At 62.5% G+C, this 23255-nt stretch carries 24 protein-coding genes; 3 read left to right on the top strand and 21 right to left on the bottom strand.

All coding sequences use genetic code 11. The annotated features are described in order from the left end of the window. Positions 1-12: 12 nt before the first annotated feature. Complete coding sequence (locus P3T21_RS34410) at positions 13-3255, bottom strand: efflux RND transporter permease subunit (protein WP_429260355.1); 3243 nt, start codon at positions 3253-3255, stop codon at positions 13-15. A gap of 329 nt (positions 3256-3584) precedes the next feature. Between P3T21_RS34410 and P3T21_RS34405 the strand changes: the two genes are divergently transcribed. Then, positions 3585-3872, top strand: coding sequence for a DUF4148 domain-containing protein (locus P3T21_RS34405; protein ID WP_429260354.1), 288 nt, complete (start codon positions 3585-3587; stop codon positions 3870-3872). A 130-nt stretch (positions 3873-4002) separates the two neighbouring features. Here P3T21_RS34405 and P3T21_RS34400 read toward each other — a convergent pair whose 3' ends face one another. The 17 genes from P3T21_RS34400 to P3T21_RS34320 form a co-directional block, all read right to left on the bottom strand. After that, the gene (locus tag P3T21_RS34400; RefSeq protein ID WP_429260353.1) at positions 4003-5151 is read right to left on the bottom strand and encodes a porin; all 1149 of its coding nucleotides are present in this window, start codon (positions 5149-5151) and stop codon (positions 4003-4005) included. A gap of 161 nt (positions 5152-5312) precedes the next feature. Next, positions 5313-6245 carry a LysR family transcriptional regulator gene (locus P3T21_RS34395; protein WP_429260352.1) on the bottom strand — a complete coding sequence of 311 codons (933 nt, stop codon included), beginning with the start codon at positions 6243-6245 and terminating at the stop codon, positions 5313-5315. A 138-nt stretch (positions 6246-6383) separates the two neighbouring features. Beyond that, entirely contained in the window at positions 6384-6638 is a 255-nt protein-coding gene (locus tag P3T21_RS34390; RefSeq protein WP_429260351.1) for a hypothetical protein, read from the bottom strand. Between the two features lie 70 nt (positions 6639-6708). Further along, complete coding sequence (locus P3T21_RS34385; protein ID WP_429260350.1) at positions 6709-6912, bottom strand: hypothetical protein; 204 nt, start codon at positions 6910-6912, stop codon at positions 6709-6711. A 171-nt stretch (positions 6913-7083) separates the two neighbouring features. Continuing rightward, positions 7084-7683, bottom strand: a complete 600-nt coding sequence (locus P3T21_RS34380; RefSeq protein WP_429260373.1) for a type II secretion system protein — start codon at positions 7681-7683, stop codon at positions 7084-7086. A 35-nt stretch (positions 7684-7718) separates the two neighbouring features. After that, a complete protein-coding gene (locus tag P3T21_RS34375) occupies positions 7719-8108 on the bottom strand; it encodes a type IV pilin protein (RefSeq protein WP_429260349.1) in 390 nt (129 codons plus the stop codon). A 9-nt stretch (positions 8109-8117) separates the two neighbouring features. Next, positions 8118-8636, bottom strand: coding sequence for a type II secretion system protein (locus P3T21_RS34370; RefSeq protein WP_429260348.1), 519 nt, complete (start codon positions 8634-8636; stop codon positions 8118-8120). Between the two features lie 30 nt (positions 8637-8666). Continuing rightward, positions 8667-10799, bottom strand: coding sequence for a secretin N-terminal domain-containing protein (locus P3T21_RS34365; protein ID WP_429260372.1), 2133 nt, complete (start codon positions 10797-10799; stop codon positions 8667-8669). A gap of 150 nt (positions 10800-10949) precedes the next feature. Continuing rightward, a complete protein-coding gene (locus P3T21_RS34360) occupies positions 10950-11588 on the bottom strand; it encodes a hypothetical protein (protein WP_429260347.1) in 639 nt (212 codons plus the stop codon). Then, complete coding sequence (locus P3T21_RS34355) at positions 11585-12160, bottom strand: hypothetical protein (protein WP_429260346.1); 576 nt, start codon at positions 12158-12160, stop codon at positions 11585-11587. The genes P3T21_RS34360 and P3T21_RS34355 overlap by 4 nt, the downstream gene beginning before the upstream one ends. Beyond that, positions 12157-12687, bottom strand: coding sequence for a hypothetical protein (locus tag P3T21_RS34350; RefSeq protein WP_429260345.1), 531 nt, complete (start codon positions 12685-12687; stop codon positions 12157-12159). Before P3T21_RS34350 ends, P3T21_RS34355 begins: the two co-directional genes overlap by 4 nt. Next, positions 12684-13562, bottom strand: coding sequence for a hypothetical protein (locus tag P3T21_RS34345; RefSeq protein ID WP_429260344.1), 879 nt, complete (start codon positions 13560-13562; stop codon positions 12684-12686). The genes P3T21_RS34350 and P3T21_RS34345 overlap by 4 nt, the downstream gene beginning before the upstream one ends. Further along, a complete protein-coding gene (locus P3T21_RS34340; RefSeq protein ID WP_429260343.1) occupies positions 13555-15297 on the bottom strand; it encodes a GspE/PulE family protein in 1743 nt (580 codons plus the stop codon). Before P3T21_RS34340 ends, P3T21_RS34345 begins: the two co-directional genes overlap by 8 nt. Before the next feature lie 19 nt (positions 15298-15316). Next, a complete protein-coding gene (locus tag P3T21_RS34335; RefSeq protein ID WP_429260342.1) occupies positions 15317-16519 on the bottom strand; it encodes a type II secretion system F family protein in 1203 nt (400 codons plus the stop codon). Between the two features lie 63 nt (positions 16520-16582). Continuing rightward, entirely contained in the window at positions 16583-17032 is a 450-nt protein-coding gene (gene gspG / locus P3T21_RS34330; protein WP_429260371.1) for a type II secretion system major pseudopilin GspG, read from the bottom strand. Between the two features lie 167 nt (positions 17033-17199). Further along, positions 17200-17895 (bottom strand): response regulator, encoded by a 696-nt coding sequence (locus P3T21_RS34325; protein WP_429260341.1) that lies wholly within the window; start codon positions 17893-17895, stop codon positions 17200-17202. Positions 17896-17919: 24 nt separating this feature from the next. Continuing rightward, the gene (locus P3T21_RS34320) at positions 17920-18552 is read right to left on the bottom strand and encodes an SCO family protein (RefSeq protein ID WP_429260340.1); all 633 of its coding nucleotides are present in this window, start codon (positions 18550-18552) and stop codon (positions 17920-17922) included. Between the two features lie 414 nt (positions 18553-18966). On the opposite strand from P3T21_RS34320, the gene P3T21_RS34315 reads away from it, so the two are divergent. Further along, positions 18967-20100, top strand: coding sequence for a histidine kinase (locus tag P3T21_RS34315; RefSeq protein WP_429260339.1), 1134 nt, complete (start codon positions 18967-18969; stop codon positions 20098-20100). A gap of 21 nt (positions 20101-20121) precedes the next feature. Here the strand turns inward: P3T21_RS34315 and P3T21_RS34310 are convergent, their stop codons facing one another. Continuing rightward, on the bottom strand, positions 20122-20904 hold the full coding sequence (locus tag P3T21_RS34310) for a response regulator (protein WP_429260338.1): 783 nt from the start codon (positions 20902-20904) through the stop codon (positions 20122-20124). Between the two features lie 546 nt (positions 20905-21450). On the opposite strand from P3T21_RS34310, the gene P3T21_RS34305 reads away from it, so the two are divergent. Continuing rightward, entirely contained in the window at positions 21451-22083 is a 633-nt protein-coding gene (locus tag P3T21_RS34305) for a lytic transglycosylase domain-containing protein (protein WP_429260337.1), read from the top strand. Positions 22084-22198: 115 nt separating this feature from the next. Here P3T21_RS34305 and P3T21_RS34300 read toward each other — a convergent pair whose 3' ends face one another. Continuing rightward, positions 22199-22708, bottom strand: a complete 510-nt coding sequence (locus tag P3T21_RS34300) for a DUF1269 domain-containing protein (protein WP_429260336.1) — start codon at positions 22706-22708, stop codon at positions 22199-22201. A gap of 191 nt (positions 22709-22899) precedes the next feature. Continuing rightward, positions 22900-23255: cytochrome c biogenesis protein CcsA (ccsA, locus tag P3T21_RS34295; protein ID WP_429260335.1), on the bottom strand; the 356-nt coding region annotated here is incomplete at its 5' end.

Raw genomic sequence — 23255 nt, 5'->3', positions numbered from 1 at the left:
TTCTCGACGAGATCAGTGGGTAGACGCGGGCGAACCGGGTTCGATGGGGCCTCGTGCGGCATCCCTTGCGGTGCGGCGCCGTTCGAGCCACGCATGCACCATCCCGAACACGACGGGCACGAAGAGCAGTGTCGACACAGTGCCGATTGCGAGACCGCCGATCACGGCACGTCCAAGCGGCGCGTTCTGCTCGCCGCCGTCGCCGAGGCCGAGCGCCATCGGCAGCATGCCGATCAGCATCGCAAGCGCCGTCATCACCACCGGGCGGAACCGGCTGAAACCCGCTTCGAGCGCGGCATTCAATGGCGGCTGTCCAGCGAGCAGCATGTCTCGCGCGGTATTGATGACGAGAATGCTGTTTGCCGTCGCGATGCCGATACACAGGATCGTGCCGGTGAGCGCGGGGACGCTCAATGGCGTATTGGTTGCGAACAGCATCCACGCGATGCCTGCGAGCGATGCAGGCAATCCGCTGATAATCACAAGCGGGTCGAGCCACGACTGGAAATTGACGACCATCAGCAGGTACACCAGCGCGACCGCGAACACGAGTCCGCTTGCGAGTCCGACGAACGAGTCTTGCATCGCCTGCACCTGACCGCGCATGACAATCGACGAACCCGGCGGCAGTTGCGCACGCGCGTCGTCGACGCGCTTCGTCACGTCACCCGCGACGCCCCCGAGATCGCGACCTTGCACCGACGCGAAAATATCCAGCACGGGCTGTACGTTGTAGTGCGAGACCACCGCCTGCTGTGTGCCGCGCGACAGCGTGCCCAGCGCGCCGAGCAGATTCTGCGGACGACCGCCGCTCGTGCCCGACGCCGCGGGTTGCGTCGATGCTGCGCCATTCGCAGTCAACGGCACGTTCGCCAGCGCCTGCAGAGAATTCACATCGTACTGCGGCATCTGCACCATCAACGGATAACTCACGCCATTCTTCGGATCGAGCCAGAAATTCGGCGACGTCTGCGAACTGCCTGACAGCGCGATCAGCAGGTTTTGCGACACATCGCGTTGCAACAGACCCGCCTGAATCGCACGCGTGCGGTCGACGTCGACGTTGATCGCGGGTTCATCGCCCGGTTGCTGAATCCGCGCATCCACGAGCCCACGCACGCCGCGTAGTTGCGCGAGCAACCTGTTCGCCACGACGCGATTCGCATCCAGCTTGTTGCCGACGATCTGGATGTCGATCGGCGCGGGCAAGCCGAAGTTGAGGATCTGGCTGACGATATCGGCGGGCAGGAACGCGAACGTCACACCTGGGAAGGCATTCGTCAGCACATCGCGCAGCGAGGCGACGTATTGCGCCGTCGGAGGATGACCGGGCTTCAGCGAGATCATGATGTCGGCGTCTTCAGGGCCGATCGGGTCTGACGAGTCGTAGGTCAGGTTGATGCCGCTCACGGGCACGCCGATGTTATCGAGAATCGCCGCCTGCTGGTTCTGCGGAATCACCGTGCGGATACGCGCTTCCACCTGATCCGTTAGACGCGCGGTCTGCTCGATACGTGTGCCAGTCGGGGCACGCAGATGCAGACGTATTTCGCCGGTGTCGACCGCCGGAAAGAAGTCGCGGCCCGCGAACGGCAGCAGCGCGAGCGACGCCACGCAAGCCAGCAGAAACGCGCCGAGAAATCGTCGACGATTGTCGATCGCCCGCGCGAGCATCCCGCGATAACCATCGCGCACCTGTTCGAAGCGCCGCTCGAATGCCGCCTGAAACCGAACGATGAAAGCAAACCGGCCGCCCTTGCTGGAGCCATCCTTCGAAGGCGCGCGCATCAGATACATCGCGAGCGTCGGCACCAGCGTGCGCGAGAAGAAGTACGACGCGCACATCGCGAACACCACGGCTTCAGCGAGCGGCACGAACAGATAGCGCGCGACGCCCGACAGCAGGAACATCGGCACGAACACGATGCAGATCGACAGCGTCGACACGAATGTCGGCACGGCGATTTCACCGGAGCCGTCGAGAATCGCGTCGTGCAGCGGCTTGCCGTTCTCCAGATGATGCGTGATGTTCTCGATCGCGACGGTCGCATCGTCGACGAGAATGCCCACCGCGAGCGCGAGGCCGCCGAGCGTCATGATGTTGATCGTCTGCCCGAGCGCCGCGAGTGCGACGAGAGACGTCAACACCGCGAGCGGAATCGAAATCGCGATGATCAGCGTCGCGCGCCAGCTGCCGAGGAACAGCAGGATCATCAGCGCGGTGAGGCACGCGGCAATCAACGCTTCGCGCGCCACACCCTGAATCGCCGACTTGACGAACACCGACTGGTCCGACAGCGGCGTGATGTGGAGCGCCGGCGGCAGACCGGCCGCGATCTTCGGCAGCATCGCCTTCACCTGCTGGATGATCGTGAGCGTCGAGGTCGCGCCCGATTTCTCGATGGTCAGCAGTGCCGCGCGCTTGCCGTCGCTACGCACGATGTTCGTCTGCGGCGCGTAGCCGTCGCGAACGTGCGCGACGTCGCGGATATACACAACGCCGCCCGCTACCGTCTTGACCGGCAGATTGTTGAGCGCGGCGACACTGTCGGTGCTGCCGTTCATCTGCACGTTGTATTCACGCGTGCCGATCTTCGCAGTGCCGCCCGGCAGAATCAGGTTCTGCGCGTTGATCGCGTTGACGACGTCGAGTGGTGCGAGCCCTTTTTCCTGCAGTGCACGCGGATCGATATCGACCATGATCTGGCGGATCTTGCCGCCAAACGGCAACGGCACCGAGGCGCCCTGCACCGTCGCGAGCTGCGTGCGGATGAAGCTGTTGCCGAGGTCGTAGAGCTGCTGCTCGGGCAGTGTGTCGCTGGAGAGGCCGAGTTGCAGGATCGGCACCGTCGAGGCGTTGTACGTGATGATGTTCGGCGGCAGCGTGCCTGGCGGCAGCACGCGCAGGATCGACGCCGAGTTGGACGCGGCCTCCGCGATGGCGCGGTTGATGTCCGCGCCCGGATGAAAGAACACCTTGATCACCGACACGCCATTGAGCGACTGCGACTCGATGTGCTCGATGTCATCGACATCCGACGTCAGTGCGCGCTCGTAATTCGACGTGATGCGCCGCGCCATGTCTTCGGACGAAAAACCGTTATACGACCACACGATGCTGACCACAGGGATATCGATGTTCGGAAAGATATCCGTCGGCGTGCGCAGAATGGCGAGCGGCCCTGCAATGAATAGCAGGATCGCCAGAACGATAAAGGTATAGGGCCGACGCAGCGCGAGCCTGACAATCCACATGGCAGCTTCCCGAAAAAAACGGAATGGAACGTGGGATGCGCCGATGGCGCAGCGTGGGTTCCGTGATGTGGGAAGTCTGACGAAGTGGCGCTGACCCGACACTGACCGGAACATTACCGATCTGTTATCTGCATGAGGTGGGCATGACGGGAGGGCGCGCAACGCCGGGTTCAAGATGACGAAAACGTAATCTTGTGGTCAGCGTTCGGACAAGGTCGGTGGCCAAGAATGGGAACCATGGTTCGGGTGAATGGCGCACCTGGACAAACGGGATCGAAGCCATCTGTGCAGCGATTCACGTTCCCCTCGCCACTTACTGGAGACTCACCATGAAACTGACCACCACTATGGTTCTTGCTGCCCTCACCCTGTCATTCGGCGCCAACGCGTTCGCACAGAGCACCGCGCCGCAACTGACGCGTGCCGAAGTGATCGCGCAACTGGCCGAGGCTCAGCGAGACGGACTCGTGCCGACGAGCAAGAGTGACTACCCGCCGTCCGAACAGGAGATCGCGCGCAACCGCGAAATCTACGCAATCCAGCACGGTCAGGATGGCGCCACTGCCACTGCGTCGCAAACGTCGCCAGTCGCTTCGGGCGCTTCGTCGTCGAACTGATGCGTGAGCCGGTGCAGGTCGATGCGCCGTTTGCCGGATTTCATCATGCGCCGGGCTTGCACAGCCCGGCATCGCCGCTGGCCGGATGGCCCGCCCTTCGGTCCATCGAGGGCGGCCCGTCTCTCCTGGTTTAGAACGTATGCCGCATCGCTACACGCGCGATAAACTGGTTCGCGGTGGAAGACGGTGCGTCCGCGCCGGTGATGAATGCGGTATTCAGCGGGGCCGCGACAGACGATGCGCCCGACACATGCTGATACATGCCCTGAACGTACACGTCGGTCCGTTGCGACAGTTTGTAGTCGCCCATCAGGCCGAACTGGTGCCACTTCGGCTTTGAACTGCCCGCCGCGCTGTCGAAGTGTCCGAGCGTGTAGTTGTACATCGCGCCGGCGAAGATATTCGGCGTGAACTGGTATTTCGCGTTCAGTTCGAAGTTGTCGAATTTCAGCGAACTGGCCGGATTGGCGAAGTTACCGACGTAGACCGAGCCGGTCGCGTCAGTCAGGTCGGTGTGGGAGTACACAAATCCGAGCGTCGTTGCCCCTGCGATCGTGTAGTTGAGCCCTGCTCCCCACACGCGTTCGCGGGCGGCCGTGAAGGCCGTATCGTTCGTTGCAAGCGATCCGCCCGACGTTGCGCCCGGATTGTTGATCTGCATGTACGCCGCAGCAATTGAAAGCGCTGACCCGACATACTGCGCACCGAAGCTGTACGAGCGGTTATCGTTGAAACCGCCGGCCTGGTTGCTGAAACCGTAGAGGCCGCCGAACGAGAACCCGTTGTAGGTGTTGCTCGTGTACTTGACGGTGTTGTTCAGGCGAAACGAGTTATCCGTGTTGTCGTTATCGTACGGATGCGAGAGCAGATACCCGGCCCAGTTTCCGTTTGCAGTGAGCGGAGCCAGATAGTCGACGACAGAATCGTATTGCCGGCCGAGCGTCACCGTACCGAACCTGTCGGACGCAAGACCGACATAGGCTTGCCGGCCGAACATCCGGCTGCCCTGCCCCAATGCACCCGAGTTCACGTCGAAGCCGTTTTCCAGCTGGAACAGCGCTTTCAGACCACCGCCGAGATCTTCCTGGCCCCTGACGCCCCAGCGGCTTCCCTGCGCGAAACCGCTTTCCATCTGATAGTTCGAATGACCACCGACGTTGCTCGTGTAGTTGAAACCTTCGTCGATCAAACCGTACAACGTCACGCTGCTCTGCGCCGACGCATAAAGTGGCAGAACGGCGCATCCCAACGATACGCCCGTAACCAGAAATCGCTTCATGAGTAGTGGATCCTTTGTGTGATGTTCACCCTCACGGCGCCGCTATCGGTCAGTCCCGTGCGCCGTTGGGTTGCGCACACTTTAGGGTCATCAAAATGCGGGGAATCCGGCAATTCAGTGTTGCTGGAATGACGTTGCGTCCAGCCCACGCCCATAGCGGATTACGCTGGAACTAAAGTATCGGATCGGGTCTGCGACGACTTCTCCTCGCGATAGCGCGACACGACAAAGTCGACGAAACTGCGCACGGAAAGCGGCATATGACGGCGTCGCGAGTACAGGATCCATACGGTCCGCTCATTGCTGTCCAGCAGGAAATTGCCCAGCAGTTCGACAAGCGTGCCCGATTCGATCTGGTCGTGTATGAGCGATCTGGAAAGCCGTGCGATCCCGAGGCCGGCTTCGGCCGCCCGCGCCACCACGGCAGGACTTTGTGCGTTCATCACGGGTCGCAGCACCACGCGGTGCGCGCCGTTCGTGTCGCGGAACTCCCAGTAGCGGCTCGGTGCGTCCGCGCCGAGCAGGATGTCGTGGTCGGACAGATCCTGCGGTTTCTTCGGCGCACGACGTCGCGCGAGGTAGGCAGGTGAAGCGACGATGACGTCCTGCGTCTGTGCGAGCGATCGACATATCAGCGACGAATCCCTCAGGCGATGTTCCGCGGTGAAGCACACGTCGAAATCATTGGCGACAACGTGCTTCATATTGTCGAACACCGTGAGTTCGAAGTTCACGAGCGGTTCCTCGCGATGATAGGCGGCGAGTATGTCTCCAAGATCGGTGGTGGCATACGATGAAGGCGCGGCGATCTTGAGCGACCCGACCGACTGGCTCGTTGCGGACGCAATCATCTCTTCCATCGCGTCGAGCTGCCGGAGAAGATCGATGCACCCCTGCCAGTAGATCTGCCCTGCGGCTGTCAGCGAGACGCGCCGTGTCGTTCGATTGATCAACCGGACGTTGAGGTGGGCTTCGAGGGCGGCGACACCACGCGTGACGACCGAGCAGGACACGCCGAGTACCCTGGCTGCATCGGCGAAGTTAAGCGATTCGGCAACCCTGGCGAAGATCCGGATTGAGGCTAGCAGATTCATGACGTTGTCCCGAGAGCGTGACCCGATGTTGGCAGATCACGACTGACGGGATACGAACGCCCAGATTACGATTTTGTCATTTTTGGAGGTCAAAGCCCCTTCGCGATGGTGCGGGCGAGGGCGCGTGGGATGTCTTGTTTAGAGGAAATGGGTGGCATTCAGTGTGAGAAGCCCGACTTTCGGATTGGCTCGCCTCACTGCGTATGCCACCTTTCGAATTCTCTCCTTATTGCGGGCAAAAGCCACTTGAGGGTGCTCTCCACGCGCCAGAACCGAAAGCGCAATCAGGGATACGCGCGCGGCCACCGTCTCATCACCGTCGATGACGTAGAAGTTCAGGGAGTCACCGAATACGTCTTTAAGCGGATCCGAAATCTGAAACCTGCTGTCCATGCCTCCTCCTGTGAAACACTGGGGAAATTTATTAGAAACAACGTTATGCCCAGCCAGCTTTCGTCGACAGTCAGTTCCTCCGGCTGAGAATCTCGCCGATGACGACGTCTGGCCCGAGGTGTTCATCGATCGCCGCAAACAGAAACTCGTTCACTTGCGCATCGTCGAGTTCGTGTCCCTCAATGCGACGTAGACGACAAACAAGTGCGAGCGTCAGGGCGGCAGCGGCGAAGACTTCGTGCACATCGCGCGGAGTCGGGGTTTTCTTGTCCATCCATGGGATATCGGCAATCCGGTCCAACACTTTAGGGATGGATCCGTGAAAAACACCCTGGCCTTTTCAGCGGGGCTGGTGGTGCGGGCGCGGGGCCTCGGGAGCAGGACGGAAATGCGGCGCGGCGCGTCGACAAAGGACCGCGCCCTCCCGCATCGAGGCGGCACCGCGCTACCGCAACAAGGACGGACCGGGCACCAACGGACGCCACCCCGCTCCATTCTGCGGGTTAAGGGTCCTCACCTGATTGCCGGGTGCCGCCGCACCACCAGCATTGGCGGGATTGCCGCGCAGCCCCGGAGCCAGATAGATGAACTTCCACCCACCGTAAGTCTGCTCGTTCTCGAAGTCCTGATATCGCCGCGGAAACTCCGCGCGCTTGATCGTCAGCGCCTCCGAGCTGCTATAGATGCCATAAATGCGATCACCCTGACGCAAGAAAAGCCAATCGTTCTTACCGGTGACGGGATCCGGGTATGCCTGACGCAGATGATGCATGGGAACCGGGAAGCGGGTGTCGTCCAGCAGATCGTCGACCGACGCCGGATAAACGCGGCCGGCACGGTAATACCGCACAATTGCCTGCCGGTACTGATCGCCGGCGAACAACAGCTGCGTCTCCTGCTCGCGCTGCCGTTGCAACGACCAGACGTCAAGCGCACCCAACAACGCGACCGAAATCAGCATCAGCGCGATCAATAGCGCCAGCAGCACGAGCCCACGCTGGCGCGCGGCGCGAGGCCGGTTTCGAAGCCGGGCAGCCGATGTCATGCGCGCGCCAAGACGCAATGACGAAACGCGATGCCTCATTTGCTGGCTCCGTCTGTATCGGCGGGCGTACCCTGCGCACTGCTCGCGGGTGCGACGTCGTATACGCCCGGCTTGGTGTCGTCCGGCGAGGCGATCACCGCCCACTTCTCGTCTCCATTGACTGGATCGACCGGAACTGCGCGCAGGTAGTGTTTCGCCACCAGTTCATCGAGCGTCTCCGGATACTGGCCGTTGTCGCCGTAGTATTGATCGATTGCATTGCGCATCACCGCGACGTTCTGCTGCCGGACCTGCTCCTTGCCGCGTTCGATGCTGTGCATGTAACGCGGCACCGCAATCGACAGCAGCAAGCCGATGATCGCCATCACGACCACCAGTTCGATCAGCGTGAAACCGCAGGGCCTGAGCGTATGAACGGGTTTCATGATGCACCGTCACCATTGTTTGTACGGAATGCCGTTGATGCCGACGCGACCGGATCTCGACGACACATCGAACACATCCTTGTTCGCCTGATCATTCCCGGACGTCCCCTCGGCGCTGGCCTGATCCGGCGGCACTCCATAGGGCCGCACGTTCCAGGTATCTTCCGCAGCCGTATCCGGCTCGCCTGCAAAGAACGGATCGCGCGGCACGTTGCGAAGGAACATCAGCAGGCCGCCTTTCGGATCCTTCGCATTCGGCACGCCTGTCACAAGCACAGTCAGCGACGGCGGATAGCCGGACGCTTCCGCCTCCCTGTCGATCAGACCCGCGTCGCTCGCGTCCTTGTAGGCATCGAGTGCCGTACGGATCTCACGCAACGCGGCGCTCAATTGCTGTTCCTTTTGACGCTGCACGATCAGTTCGGAGAACGGCATGATCGCGAGCGCCAGGATACCCACGAGCGCGAGCGTGATCACCAGCTCGATCAGCGTGAAGCCGCGCTGATCGAGCCGGGCTGCGCGAGGCATACGGATCGCGTTCGTCGGGATAGCCACGGCTTAGTACCCGTTTTGAATGGAGTGAAGCGGGTTATCGTTCGGAATGTCGCCAGGGGGCATCACCAGGGTGGGCGGAGGAGGCGCGGGCGCGGGTGTGGGCGCGGGTGCTGCCGGCGCCTGAGCCGGCGCGGGCGCCACGCTTGCCCCGGTGCCCTGCTCCGCCTCGCCGCCCGACTGCTCCGCCGCCTGCGCGGCAGCTGCCGGCGGCGTACCGGGAACCTGCGGCGCCGCAGGCGCAGCATACGGCGTCGAGAAACGTCCGCCGTAGGGTGGCGGCGGCGGCGTCGTGCGCGGCGCTGCAGGCGGTTGCCCAAACGCGCCGGTGGGCGGCACTTCCATCGAACGGTTCGCCGGTGCGCCCGTTCGGCCGGACGCGCCGCCGGTCGTGCCGCCGCCCACATTGCCGGGCAGCGGCTTCACGGCAGTCGCTCCGGGCGCCTGCGCGGCGACCGTGACGGGATCGAGTCGAAGCTGGTCGGCATGCACGTTGACGTCGGTGCCGGACCAGACCTCCTGCGTGTCCACATCCGCCGCAAGCTGCGGCCGGACAATATGCGGTGTGATCTGCAACACGATCTCCGTCTTCACATGATCGCCGTTGTGGTCCGAGAACAGGCGTCCGAGCACCGGCAACTGTCCGAGGCCGGGCACCTTGTCGGCGCTCTTGCGGTCCTCGTCCGAGATCAGGCCACCGAGAATCTGGCTTTCGCCATCCCTGACGCGCAGGCTCGTCGACGCGCTACGCGTTCCGATCTGATACGCAAGCGAACTCAGGCCGGTCTGCGAATTGCCGCTCTGGATCGTTTTGGTGATATTGCTGACTTCGAGATTCAGCTTCATGCCGACGTCGCCATCGCGATACACCTGCGGCTCGACTTCGAGCTTGATGCCGACATCGATGTATTGAATCATCTGGGTAAACGATGGACCGCTCGTGCTCGGCGTGCTGGAGCTCGAAATCACCGGCAGCTTGTCGCCGATCAGAATCCGGGCCTTCTCCTTGTTGCGCGTCCGGATGCGTGGACTTGCCAGCAGATTCGCGTCCGTATCGGTGAGCTTGAAGTTCGCTGTCGCCGACAGGCCGCTGACATTCAGCGCATTGATGGGCAGATGGTGCAACGCGCCCCACGTGTTCGCCGTACTCGGCGTCGACATCGTGAACGAGTTCGGCCATTCGATCCCGAGATCGGACATGCGCTCATGCGAGACCTCCAGCACCTCGACTTCCAGCATCACCTCCGGTTCCGGCAAATCGTGCGCGGCGATCATCTCTTCGGCAACCCGGATGGTGTCCGGTGTACTGCGGATCGTCACGGTATTCGCACGCTCGTCGATCACGACTTCCTTGATCTTCAGCAGGCTCTTCAGCAGCGACTGGACCTGCTTGGCTTCGACGTTCGACAACTGGAAGGTGCGCACCTTCAATTCCTGATACTCGAGCTGCTTACTGGGCGTTGCCGGGTAGATGAACAGCGTATTCGCGTTGAGCTGCTTTTTGTCGAGCTGATTCTGCATCAGGATCATATCGACCGTGTCCTGCAGAGACGCGTTCGTCACGAAGATCGTCGTCTTCAGGTCCGCACGGACGTCGCGGTCAAAGATGACGTTCAATCCCGAAGTGCGTGACAACGCTTCGAAGACCATGCGCACGTTCGCGTCACGAAACTGCAGCGAGACCGGCGTACGCATGATGGACGACGCGACAAGCTTTTCCTGCTTGTCTGCGCGTTGCTGCTGAATCTTTTCGTCGATCTCCTTTTGCAACTGCATCGCCAGCGCATTGGTCGGATTTTTGAGCAGCACGCGGTGCACGCGTTCAGCCGCCGAGGCATACGAGCCGCGCCCCATCATCCGGTCCGCTTCCTGCAGGATTCCGAGATCCCTGCGGTCCTCGTCGATCAGGGCGCCGATCTTGCGCCCGCGTTCGCTGGTCGGATCGATCTGGCTTGCCGCATAGAGCTTCTGGATGGCGGCATCGAACTGATAGGTCTTCCGGAGCTCATCGGCCTGATCGAGCAGCGCATTGACCTGGGCATTGCGATCGCGCAGATAGTCGAGTTTCAGCTCGGCGTTGGTCGGATCGGTCTGTCGGGTCGGCACTTGCATGCAACCGCCAAACGCAAGCGCTGACATGACGACCACCAGCACACGTCGCCTGGTGGCCTCCCCGATCGGCGCGCGCGGGTCTCGAAACAGGTCTCGGAACTGAATGACAGGCGAGAGGTGTAGCGTTCGGCCGCCGTCCCCATTGCGGCTCGCACCCCGTGTGCGTGAGGTTTTCATCTACTTTCCTTCTCTTGGAATAGATACGGTCTGCGTCTGGTTCAGCGGCAGATAGGTCAGCACCACGTCGGATTCGGAAACCGATTCGACGCGATACTGGTCATCGACAACTTCACCGGGTGAGACGATCAGCAACCGGTCCCCATTACTGAGGAATACCTGCGGCTTCGCCGCTTTCGAATCCAGCTCCCCGAGGTAGGTGAAGGGCACCGGCGGCGCAACGGGCGCAGCCGCGCGCACTTCAGGTACGACCGGCACCACGACGGGAGGCGGCGGCAGCCACGAAGAAGCGGCGAACGGATTGTTGGCCGACTCGATGGACAGCGGCGCGCGCAGGGACATGAGCCTCGCGCGTGGTGTCGCCGGCGTTGCGCTGGCGGCCGTGCTGTGCGACGCAGGAGCCGGGGCTTGCGCCGCTGCGTGCGTGCTCGCGCGCGTGGCTGCCTGCGAGGCTGTGTGCGGCAAGGGCTGGCCATGAACGGAAGCCGGCCGCGCTCGTGTATCGTCACGGTGCTGGACGTTGATTGCGGCAAGCTCCGCCGGCGTGTGTGTCGCTGCCACCAGCGCGAGATAGCCGGCCCCCGCGGCAGCGATTCCGCAGAGCGTCTGCAGCACGCGTTTGACGAGAGCGGGTTTCATGGCTGCGCTGCCCGATAAATGAGCTCGAAGCGGACCCGTGCATCGAGAATGTTGCCGTCTACCGCGGGACGCTCGACGTGGATTTCCTGGAGCGCCGCGTTCGGCACGTGGTTGAGAACCGACGCGAGAAAATGCCGGATTGCGCTGTACTGATCCTTGACCGGCAGCAGCACCTCATAACGCGTGAAGCGCCCACCGGATTCGCTCGCTACCTGATACTCAGCAGAGCCGAGCGTCAGATTGACGTCGCGGGCCTGCGCGAGGATCACGGCGATATCGTCCGCGCTTTGCGCAAACCCCGGGAACAGCTGGGGCAACGCCTCGAGCGCGATCGCATCCGCCGCCGCATCGCGGTTGTCGACCTTGTCGTGAGTTCTGGCCGCACGCGCGAGGCGGGCGGGATCCTGCATCGCGTTCATGTCGTGCGTCTCGGACTCCACACCGGGAATCGCGGCGCTCACCACGACGGCTGCGCCAAGTACCAGCGCGCCTAGCAACCCCGGCATGCCAAACGAGCGCTGCATCTCGAAGCGCAGCGTCAACAGCCTGTCCCGCAACTGGTCCGCTTTCATGATTTCCTCCAGACGGCCGTGATCTGGAAACGCACCGGTTTGCCCGGCACATTCGTCTCGATCAGGTGACCGTTGAGCACGGCTTGCCGCAGCAGCACACTCTTTTGCAGATACTTCAGGTACGCGATCATCGCGTCGAAGTTCTTCGCTTCGGCCGTGATCCGGATCTGGCTTTGCGCGGGGTTCTGATCGATGCCGATCAACGCGACATCGTGATCCGGATAGTCTTCGACAATCGAGAAGAGGTCCTGCCACGGCACCGTCAGTTCACGCAGAACCGACTGGCTCTGCTTTTCCGCGAGCCTGGCGGCGGGCGTCGGCGGCGCCTTCGCCGCGTGCCGGGTCGCAAGCGTGTGCTGCCGGACGACGTCCAGTAGCGCCTGCGCGCGATCGTTTTCCGCGTACGCATGCCAGAGCCGCCCACCGCTCGCGAGCAGCAGCACAGCAGCGATGCCCAGCAGGATCATGCCGCCCTTCGCAGGGCGGGCACGGCGTCCGCTGAAGTCGATGTCGAGGTGCGGGATCATTGCGCATACTCCATCAGTCGCTGCGCAGGCGAGCAGTCCATCGCCGGCTGTTCCAGCCGGAACGCCTCGGCAAAATGCCGGGCGAACGGCCCGAGCTCGGTCTCGATCCCGAACAGATAGATGTTGCAGTCTTCGCGCCGGAGGTTCGCTTTGGTCGCCGAGCGTTCGAACAGTTGCTCGGCCAGCACGGCAAGCCGGGACGCATCGCCTGCATCGCCCGGAAAGAGGCGCTGCGAGTCGTAGGCAACCCAGTTCCCCTGTTCGATCATGACCGCCTGCAGCAACTCGTCGGCGACGAACAACAGCAGCGCCTCGCCGCCGTCGGCGCCACTGCCGATGCGATTGAGCATCTGCGGAAGACATAGGCTCAGCCGGCTGATCCCGACGTTTTCGGACGCGCTCACCTCGTGGATGCCGTCGAGCAGCGCGTGCGGCAGCGCACTGGCAAACAGTGCCCGGCCGCCGCGTTGCACGCGGAAGCGCACCCGCAGCGACTCGCCGTCGATCCCGTAGGTATCGGTGAAATGGGCCAGCACGATCTCTTCAAGTTCGCGCGGGCGCAGTGTGCGGAAATCGCCGCGCAGGATCGCGTGATTGCCCCAGAAGTCGTCCAGCACCAGGCAGGCACTGCGCTTCTGCACAGGCGCCTGCACCGCTGGCGCGACGGCGTCGGCGGGTGGAGGGGTGAGCGCGGGGGAAAGCGCGGCGCGCAGCGCGTCGAGCACGCCCGTTTCGGTGCAGCACTGCTCTTGCGCCATCGCGACCCTGACAGGCTCGCTAGCCGGTGCCGGTTTGCGCAGACGCGACAGCCAGGGCGTGCCCGCTCCCACGACGATCTCGCGCGTGCCGACGCCGATTGCGACCGGATTATTCAACCATCGTGACACGGTTAATCTCCTCGAGTGTGGTTTCGCCACGCCTGACGAGTTCGATCGCGGCCGTGCGCAACGTCTGCATGCCGTAGCGCATGGCCGCCGCCTTGATCGCGCCGAGCGGCGCGCGCTCCGACAGCAGTTGCCGCAACTCGTCGTTCATGCGCAAGCCTTCCGCGATCGCGCGGCGTCCGCGATACCCGCTGCCGCGGCACGTTGCGCAGCCCGTGCCGCGGTGAAAGAGGTAGCTGCCGGCAGTGTCCGGATCGATGCCCGAGCGCACCAGCGTGTCCGCGTCGACGGTTTCATCGGTCGTGCAGTCCGGACAGCACTGCCGCAACAGACGCTGCGCGACGACGCCATTGAGCGCGGACACGAAGCTGTAGGGGTCGACCTCCATGTTCGTGAAGCGGCCGATCACGTCGAACACGTTGTTCGCGTGGACGGTCGTGAATACCTGGTGACCGGTTAGCGCGGCCTGCACGGCAATCTGCGCGGTTTCCGCATCGCGGATTTCCCCGACCATGATCTTGTCCGGGTCGTGCCGCAAAATCGACCGAAGTCCGCGCGCGAACGTCAGCCCCTTCGCTTCGTTGACCGGAATCTGCAGGATGTCGCCCAATTGATATTCGACCGGGTCCTCGATGGTGACGATCTTCTCGAGCCCGCTGTTGATCTCGGTGAGGATCGCGTAAAGCGTCGTGGTCTTGCCGCTGCCGGTCGGGCCGGTCACGAGCAGCATCCCGTACGGCATCGACGCGACCGAGCGCATGAAGCGCGTATCGGCCTGCTGAAAGCCCAGCGCTTCGAGCGTCAGACCGCCTGAGGCCTGCGACAGCTGATAGCGATCGAGGATCCGCAGCACCGCGTCCTCGCCGAACTGGTTCGGCATGATCGACACGCGAAAGTCGATCTCGCGGCCCGCGTACTGCGCCTTGAAACGCCCGTCCTGCGGAACGCGGCGCTCCGCAATATCGAGTTCGGAAATCACCTTCACACGCGACAGAACCTGGTCCGCGACGTCGCGGCCTTCGACGCGGCCGACCACGGTCAGCACACCGTCCACACGGCATTTGATCATTAACCCGTTGGCGCGGCATTCGAGGTGGATGTCGCTTGCCATCATCTTCAGCGCGTCATAAATCGTCGAATTGAGGAGCCTCACCACCGGGCTGTCGTCGTTGCTGATTCCCTGTAGCGTCAACGCCAGGGATGACGGATCCGTCGCGCGCTGGATCGGATCGTCGAACGCGAGCGAGTCCATCGCCCGCACGTCCTTTTCGCGCACGGCCAGAAACGCGTTGATGTCCCCCGCGCTCGCGAGCGCCCAGCGGTACGGCACGGTCGGCCGCGAGCGCATCCGGTGTTCGACCCAGCCACGCGTGCGGGCATCGAGCGGATCGGCGATCACAAACAGCAGGCCCATGCCGCTGTGTGTGCTGCTTGCGTCGTTTGTCTCGCGAAAACAGATGCACAGGCGGGTCGTCGCTTCGACAAAGGACAGCACGTCGAAATCGGGTTCGTACTGATTCAGCTCGCGCATGCTGATCGGTTTCATGCGGAATTGCGCGGCCAGTCGCACGCACATCTCGTCCGCGCTCAACGCCGTCTGCGCCGTCAACTCCTCGAGCGCGCGAATGCCGGAGCCATGGCGCTCGCCGAGCGTGCGCAGTGCGTCGCGCAGGTCGCCGCGCTGCTCGGTGCTGAGGCTGTCCGGTGTTGTGCTGACGGTATCCACGCGTGTTCCCCAAGACGGACTATTGAATGCTCGATGCGATTTCGAAAATCGGCATGTACATCAGCACGACGATTCCGCCGATGACCACCCCGATAACAATCATCATCGCGGGCTCGATCAGGCGCGAGAGCAGATCGATCGCGCGCGACACCTGCGCCTCCTGAAACGCGGCGATGCGGTCGAGAACAGGCCCAAGGCCGCCGGTCTTCTCCGCAACGGTGAGCAGCCGGTAGGAAATCGCATTGGCGAGCCCCGCCTGCTGAAAGGCGTCGGAGATCTTTGCGCCGTTGCGCACCTGCTGCAGGGCGCCGGCGAGCGCGGCCTGATCGGCGCGGCCGACGAGGCCCTGCGCGAGGTCGAAGGCGCGCACGGCGGGAATGCCGCCGTCGACCAGCATCGCGGTCGTGCGATAAAACTGCGACTGGCGAAAGACCCGGAAGTGTTGCCCGATGCCAGGCAGCGCAAGCATGCGATCGGCAATCCAGTTCCTGACCACTGGCCTGCGCAGCGCAAAAGCGGCCACCACCACCAGCACAGCCAGGCCAATGCTTAACTCCGCACCGTGGGCATGCACCATGCCGCCCCAGGCCATCAGCAATCGCGAGAGCAGCGGAAGTTCGCGCCCGCTGTGTTCAAGCAAGGTTGCGAAGCGCGGCACGACGAAACCCAGCAGAAATAGCACGACGGCTGCGCCCACCAGCAGCAGGACGGACGGATAGATCGCCGCTGACACCACCCGGCCGCGCAGTTCATGAAGCAGCGCGCTATTGCGCGAATAGCGCGTCAAGCTATCCGCGAGACCGCCGGTCTGCTCGCTTGACTTTACGCAGGCAACCAGAACCGGCGGAAAGATGTGGCTCGCGTGCTCGAGTGCGGCGGATAGCGACTGCCCCTCTTCCAGTTGCCGCAACAGGTCGCGATACACCTGTGCCGAAGCTTCGCGGCGCTCATTGCCGCCAAGCGTGCGCAGTGCGTCGACGACGCCGACGCCGGCATCGAGCAATGCCGCGAGTTCGCGCGCGAACAGTTCGACGTTGAACCTCGCGCCGGGCATCGCCCGCCAGTTCGCCCGCTGGCGCTGCCGGCCGCCCTCGGCACGAACCGACACCACGCGCAGGCCGCGCGCACGTGCGAGCGAAGCCGCAGTCGACGAAGAATCGCTGTCGATACGAAGCGTCTGGACTGAGCCACTGGTATCGAAGACACGCAGCACGTACCTCACGTCGACTCTCCTTGCAAACAATCCACTACCGGCCTGGCGTCGTACCAACCGCGCGACGCGCCGTTACCACGAAGAGACAGTCTGGTTTTCGCCCACGCCGCCACCTCGCCCGTCCTTGCCAGGCGAGAACAGGTCATAGTCGCCGTGCTCACCCGGCGAACGGTACTGGTAGGGGCGATCCCACGGATCGACCGGCACCGCCTTCTGCAGATACGGTCCGCTCCAGCGCGTTGCATTCTGCGGTTTGGTCACGAGCGCCTCCAGGCCCTCTTCGGTCGTCGGATAGGACCCGACATCCAGCCGGTATTGATCGAGTGCCTGACCCAGCGAGACGATCTGCGCGCGCGCGATCTTCGTATTCGACTTGCCAACCTGTTCGAAATATCGCGGGGCGACGAGGCCTGCCAGCAAGCCGATGATGACCATCACCACGAGCAGTTCGAGCAGCGTGAAGCCGCGGCTGAGTCGTGTATTCGTCGCAAGGTGGGCGCCATGCCACCGATGCCCGGGCATGCCGGACTGGATAGAGGTCAACTGGATGTGCACGGCTCCCCCCTGTATCGACCGACCGCCTCGGCGTCGCCGAGGCCGTTGAATGCATTCTTGTTCAGGTCGATACGGGCAAGAAGTAGGGAGAGCCGTCCAAAGACATGGGTAAAGACCCTCCAGTTGCGCCGTCCTCAGGTGGACGGATAACGCACGTGCTCTTCGTCGGGCAGCGTCAGGACGCCCATGTCGATGGCGATGCGGACCAGACCGGCCACGTTCGTGATGCCCAGCTTGCGCATCAGGCTCGCGCGATGTTTTTCTATCGTTTTCGGGCTGAGTTTCAGGTGCTCGCCGACCTGCCGATTGGTGTGCCCCTCGACCACGAGTCGCAGCACTGAACGCTCGCGGCCGGTCAATGCGTCCCACCGCTGCGTTTTTTGCGGTGTCACCGGGACCAGGTCGCGCGAAGCAGCACAGTGCCTGCCAACCTCGAGACTCGTATTGCGCCTGCCCTGCATGACAAGACGCATCTCACCGACCAGGTCTTCGAATGACGCATCCTTGATCACATAACCATCGGCGCCCGCAGCGAGCGACTCCCGCACGTGTTCTTCACTACGGTGAACAGTGAGAACGATAATTCGAATCTGCGGGGCGTTGTGCTTGATCGCGGCGATTGCCTCGAAACCGCTCCCGCCCGGCATCGACAGGTCCATCAGGATCAGGTCGGGCATCGTCGCGAGGGCGAGACGATACGCTTCGAGTCCGTCGCTCGCCTCGCCGACGATGCTGTAGTCGTCCAGTTCGGACACCATGCGGCAAAGACCGCTGCGCAAAAGATGCTGGTCGTCCGCAATCAGCACACGATGCTTGTTCGCCAATTTCATCGCTCCTTGCGTGACGATGTGCGATTAGTTCGAGGCAACGGCGTCATGGTAGGCACTCAGCAGCTCCGCTGGCGTCGCGAAACCGTCGATACGCAGCCATGGCTTGCCGGGCGCCGCACGCACGAAAGCCACCGGCGTGTGATTCATCTTGTCGCCCCGATAGACGTTGAAGGCGCGTTGCGTCTCAATGCTCGCTGCAACAGTGCCGGTATAGTGCTGCCACTCCGGACCCGCCTCGAATCTGGCGGCATACGATCTGAGACGTGCTGGCGTGTCCTGTTCCGGATCGATCGAGATCGACACGATGTGGACCTTGTCCCGGTCGCTGCCCAGCTCGCTTTGCAACTTTTCGAACGTCTGGCTGACCATCGGGCAGATGGTCGTGCAGGTGGTGTAGATGAAGGTCAGGATCACCGGGCGGCCGTCGTTCAGTTCATCGATCAGCGAGACCGTCTTGCCGTCCTCCCTGATCAGTTTCACCGGCGGCAGCGTGTAGTCGACGGTCGAGCGCATCGTGCCCGACATCATGTGATGATGCATATGCATGTCGCCGCCGTCGGCCGCGTCTGCGGCCCACGCGCACCGTGCTGCGGGGACTGTCAGTGCGGCGCCGGTCAGCAGGGCTGAGCCGATCAGGATTGCGTGGGTCGTTCTCATCGCGGTCTCCAGAAGTGGGAACAATGTTCGGTTGCGCAAGACGCGGGTTGTGTCGGTCACCGGCATCGCAACAGCGCTGACGAATCGTTCCGGCAACCCGGAGATGAACAGGCCGGGACCCCACCTACGCCCGCCGGTGATCGCTCTCCCAGGCTCGGCATCGACACGATGCGTGACCGCATGGAAGGCGCGCCACCTTACACATTTAGTCTCATGAATTTGCGCGCTAGCGTCATTGGATGAGGGCCCCCAAAGCGCGGTAGGGTATGCCCGCCCGAGGGAAATCCCGCCGCATGCAACCGGGTGCTCCCCACTTGGCAACCCAGCGGTTGCCCCGTTGCAGCGAGCGTCGGTCGTGACCTACAATCGGGCAACGGCTTACGATTCCCTTAAGCCAACGCATCGGGAGGTCCAATGGATGCCCGTGAGCCCGAGGGACTACAGGTGAAGTTGCTCGATCTGATCGAGGCAATGCGAAGGCTTTGCGTTGCGGCGAAACCCAACTTACCGGGTAGCGGTAGCGTGACCGATGCGCGCGGCGCCGCACTCGCCGTTCTCACGCCGGACGGCACATTCCTCTCGGCGAACCGCAGTGCTGCGGCCCTGCTGGGCTACTCGAGCGCCGACCTGATCGGCAAGCAACTTCTGGACATGGCGCCGGACGGCTTTTTCGCCGCGCTGGCGAGCGAATTGTCCGTGAGCGCGCATTGCGAGTTTCATTCTTTTAGCGCGGTGCTCGGCGCCCGGACGGGTGAGCCGACCCGGCTCATGCTGCACCAGCAGTCGGTTCCCACGGGCGAGGCCGGGCGCAGTGCGTTGCTGACGCTGTTCGAGGAGCCGCTGACTCCAGAGACCGGCCTGGCGGACGCCGCGGACCTGCCCGAAGCGAATGCGCGGGACCGCCTGACGTATCTGACGATGGGCCAACAGAAAGAACGTCAACGCCTCGCGGCGGAACTGCACGACGGTCTCGGGCAGTCATTAACGCTCGTCAAGCTGATGGCCGAGGACGCACTGATGCGCATACGCCGCGGCCAGGTCGACGACGCGGCGCATCTGCTGGACGCAACCGTGCTCAGAATCCGCGAAACGATCGGCGATGTGCGGCACATCTGCGGCGAGTTGCGTCCGGTGATGCTCGATCAGCTTGGCCTGCCCGCCGCGCTGGGCTCACTATGCCGACGCATCGAGCGCAGCGCCGACGACATCTCAGTCTGCTTCGACTCCGATGTCGACGATCGAGACGTGCCGGAACATCTGAAGGCGGATATGTTCAGAGTCGCTCAGGAAGCGCTGAACAACATCGTCAAACATGCGGGGGCCACGGAAATCACGCTCGGTTTCCGGCACATGGCGGGCGGTCTGTTGATGACGATTCAGGACAACGGCATCGGTTACGAAAACCGGCCCCTGTCGACGGAGGAAGCAGGGGCAACAGGCCTTGGCCTGATCGGCATGCAACACCGGGTCGAGTCGCACGGCGGCATGTTTTCGATCCAGTCGTCAGGTACGCGCGGAACGCTGGTCTCGGCGGCGTGGATTATTTAGCGCGCCTTCGCCGCGCGCTCATCACGCCGCGCCGCCGAGCTTGTATTTTGGCAAGTCCGTGTCCGTAATGGATTCAGGCGGCGACTCCGGATTAACTGGTAGCCGGACCAGAGTGTCGTCGGCGTCCGGCTCGGAGCACTTCGCGGCCAGAGAAGTGAGCAGGCCCATACTGATCGCCACCAAAACCAGTTCCGTCAAATTGGCGATATTGAGCTTGTGCATCATGCTGGCGCGATACTTTTCGATCGTCTTCGGACTGAGACTCAAGTACTGTCCTACCTGCCGGTTGGTACACCCTTCGGCGATCAGTTTGAGCACGCTGCGTTCTCGCGCCGTCAGGACATCCCACGCCTTCTTTGGGGCGGGTGCTTCGTGTCCCGTGACGAACGAGTCGACCATGTGCCCGTACACGTCTGCGCTCAAATGTTTTTTCCCCTGCATGACCATGCGCATGGCGATCAGGAGTTCATCGAACGAGACGTCTTTCAGCACGTAACCCTCGACGCCGGCGCGCAGCGCCTCACGCACGTATTCTTCGCTCTGGTGAACCGTGAGCGCCACGATGCGCACGTTCGGCGATCGCCGTTTGATCGCCGCGCTGGCATCGATTCCATTCATGCCACGCATCGACAGATCCATCAGCATCAGGTTGGGATTGAGCGTCATTGCCATCTGACAGGCTTCCTTGCCGTCTCTCGCTTCGCCGACGACGTCGTAATCGCCTTGCGCCGAAAGCATCGAACGCAGACCGTTGCGTAGCAGATCGTGATCTTCGGCGATCACGACGCGGTATTTGATATTCACGTTGGAGGCTCCCGGTGGTCATGAACCGGTCGGGACAATGCAATGGAGTCGTTAAACGGCGCTACCGCACGTCTCGTCTTTTGCTTCTTCTCTGCTTCCTGAATTTCCCTTTCACTACTGATGCAACCTCATGTTCTCGAATTGTCAAATGCAAGGTTCACGCCACCGCCCTGCAAGCCAGTAGCGACCAGTATGTGGAATTGGTACGAAATTGAATGCGACCAAATACCCACCCAAATGTTTCAAATTTGAACTGATTTGCCCCGAACTGGAGATTAGTAGCAATACGGATGGAGCAGAGATCACGCGCTATGTCGACCAGAAAGACATAGGTCACCGTCTATCGACCCGAAGCGGAAATGATTTACCAGGACGAAGAAGTTCCGGCGACTAAAGTGAGGCTCGCGATGATTACGGTTCGTTACGCACGTAACATTTCTGCACAGGCCGCGGATGCGCTCGCCTCGCGTTGCAAAGTGTAGGGAGGTGCCCCATTGCAGATGCCCTTTTCTCCACACCACAATTCAGGTGCGGGAGAACACGACTATGCGCTGCAGCCCTTCATCCTGGTCGGGAAACGCGATACTTGTCGCATGCGTAGTGCTTGGCATGGCGTCGCCGGATGTTGTGCGCGCAGAGATTTTTGGAGCGGTCGACAACAATGGCGCGATCGTCCTGACCAACGTACCGGGTAAACCGGGATTGGCCGTCATCGTCGCAGGGGACCCGCCTCCCGGACGCGACGCGAAGCGTGCGGGCGCCACTGCATCGCGCGGCATCGACATCGCGCAGTTTGCAGATGTCATCGACGAAGCGAGCCGCACCTTCCGCGTGCAGCGTGAACTGTTGCGCGCCGTGATCGACGTCGAATCCCGATACAACCCGAAGGCGGTATCGGACAAAGGTGCGTTGGGACTGATGCAGTTGATGCCGGAAACCGCACGTCGCTTTGCGGGTGGAGACATGCTCAATCCGCGAGACAATGTGCTGACCGGCGCACGCTATCTGCGCTTCCTCCTCGATCTGTTCAAGGACGATGTCGAACTCGCGCTGGCCGCGTACAACGCCGGGGAAAATGCCGTGATCCGGGCCGGCTACCGTGTGCCCTCTCTTCCGGAAACACGCCAGTACGTCCCGCGGGTGTTGGAGCGCTATCGGCGCCTGCTCGCGGCTAGTTAACGTCTCACGCTGTTGCGGTAAGCCGTATCGAGACGAATGGCATAGAGGCGCGTCCGGGCGTCGGCGCGCGCCGGCTTTGTCGCATCGCTGCATCGTTGCTGAGCCCGCGAGCAGGTTACGGAAACGCCGGAATGGTCGGCTCGGTTCCCTGGATGTCCGCCTCCGCGTGGTGGAGCTTGATCATCGCCTCGATTTCCTCGACGCGATTGCCGGGGACGTCGATCATCATCAGCAGTTCGCCCCGTTCGATCGCCTCTTCGAATCGCTTCAACCGCGTATTCGGTACATCGATACCGATCATCGTCGCTGTCCATGCGCCAAACCCGGCGCCCGCGAGCGTGAGCGCAACGACCGTGCCGCCCGCAATGGTCAGGCCGGCAGGCGGAAACACCAACGCGATCAGGCCCGTCAACATTCCCGTCGCGCAACCCACCGCCGTCCCTCGCGTGAGGGCATGAAGCAAGTCGCTACTCTGCGCAAGCGTGGCCGCCGGCAGATCGTCGTGCTGCACGTTGTGGTTGGCAATCACATGGATATGGCGCCACTCGACCCGCTTCAACAGGAGCTCGCCAACGATCATCTGCGCACATTGCGTGCTCGGCAGCAAAAAGTATATGCGTCTCATGGCGGCCTCTCCGACCGTGGATCACGGGGCACCCGGACCCGTGACTACATTCTTGCCCGAATCAGGAGCAGGAGGAAGTAGGAACACTCGCCTATAGGGATGGGTGGAGACCCGCAAGTGTTTCGCCCATCGAGCTGTGCCATCCGCAAGCCGGCGATACGTGCGGAAGGCGCGAGCACGCCAGCGTTCTTTTACAGCCTTCCGTAACTATGCAGCCCGGACAGGAACATGTTCACGCCGAGGAACGCGAAAGTCGTCACCAGCAGGCCAGTCAGCGCCCACCAGGCGGCGACATTGCCGCGCAGGCCCTTCATCAGCCGCATGTGCAGCCATGCCGCGTAGTTCAGCCAGACGATCAACGCCCACGTTTCCTTCGGGTCCCAGCTCCAGTAGCCGCCCCACGCTTCGGCGGCCCACAGCGCACCGAGAATCGTCGCGATCGTGAAGAACGTAAAACCGACGGCGATCGACTTGTACATCACGTCGTCGAGCACGTCGAGCGTCGGCAGGCGGTCCACCAGCACGCCGTGCTCCTTCATCAGATACG

It is taken from the genome of Paraburkholderia sp. GAS334 (assembly GCF_050436625.1).
Lineage (GTDB): Bacteria > Pseudomonadota > Gammaproteobacteria > Burkholderiales > Burkholderiaceae > Paraburkholderia.
Note: the sequence above shows the minus strand (reverse complement) of the source record. Positions and strands in the feature narration are given on the sequence as shown.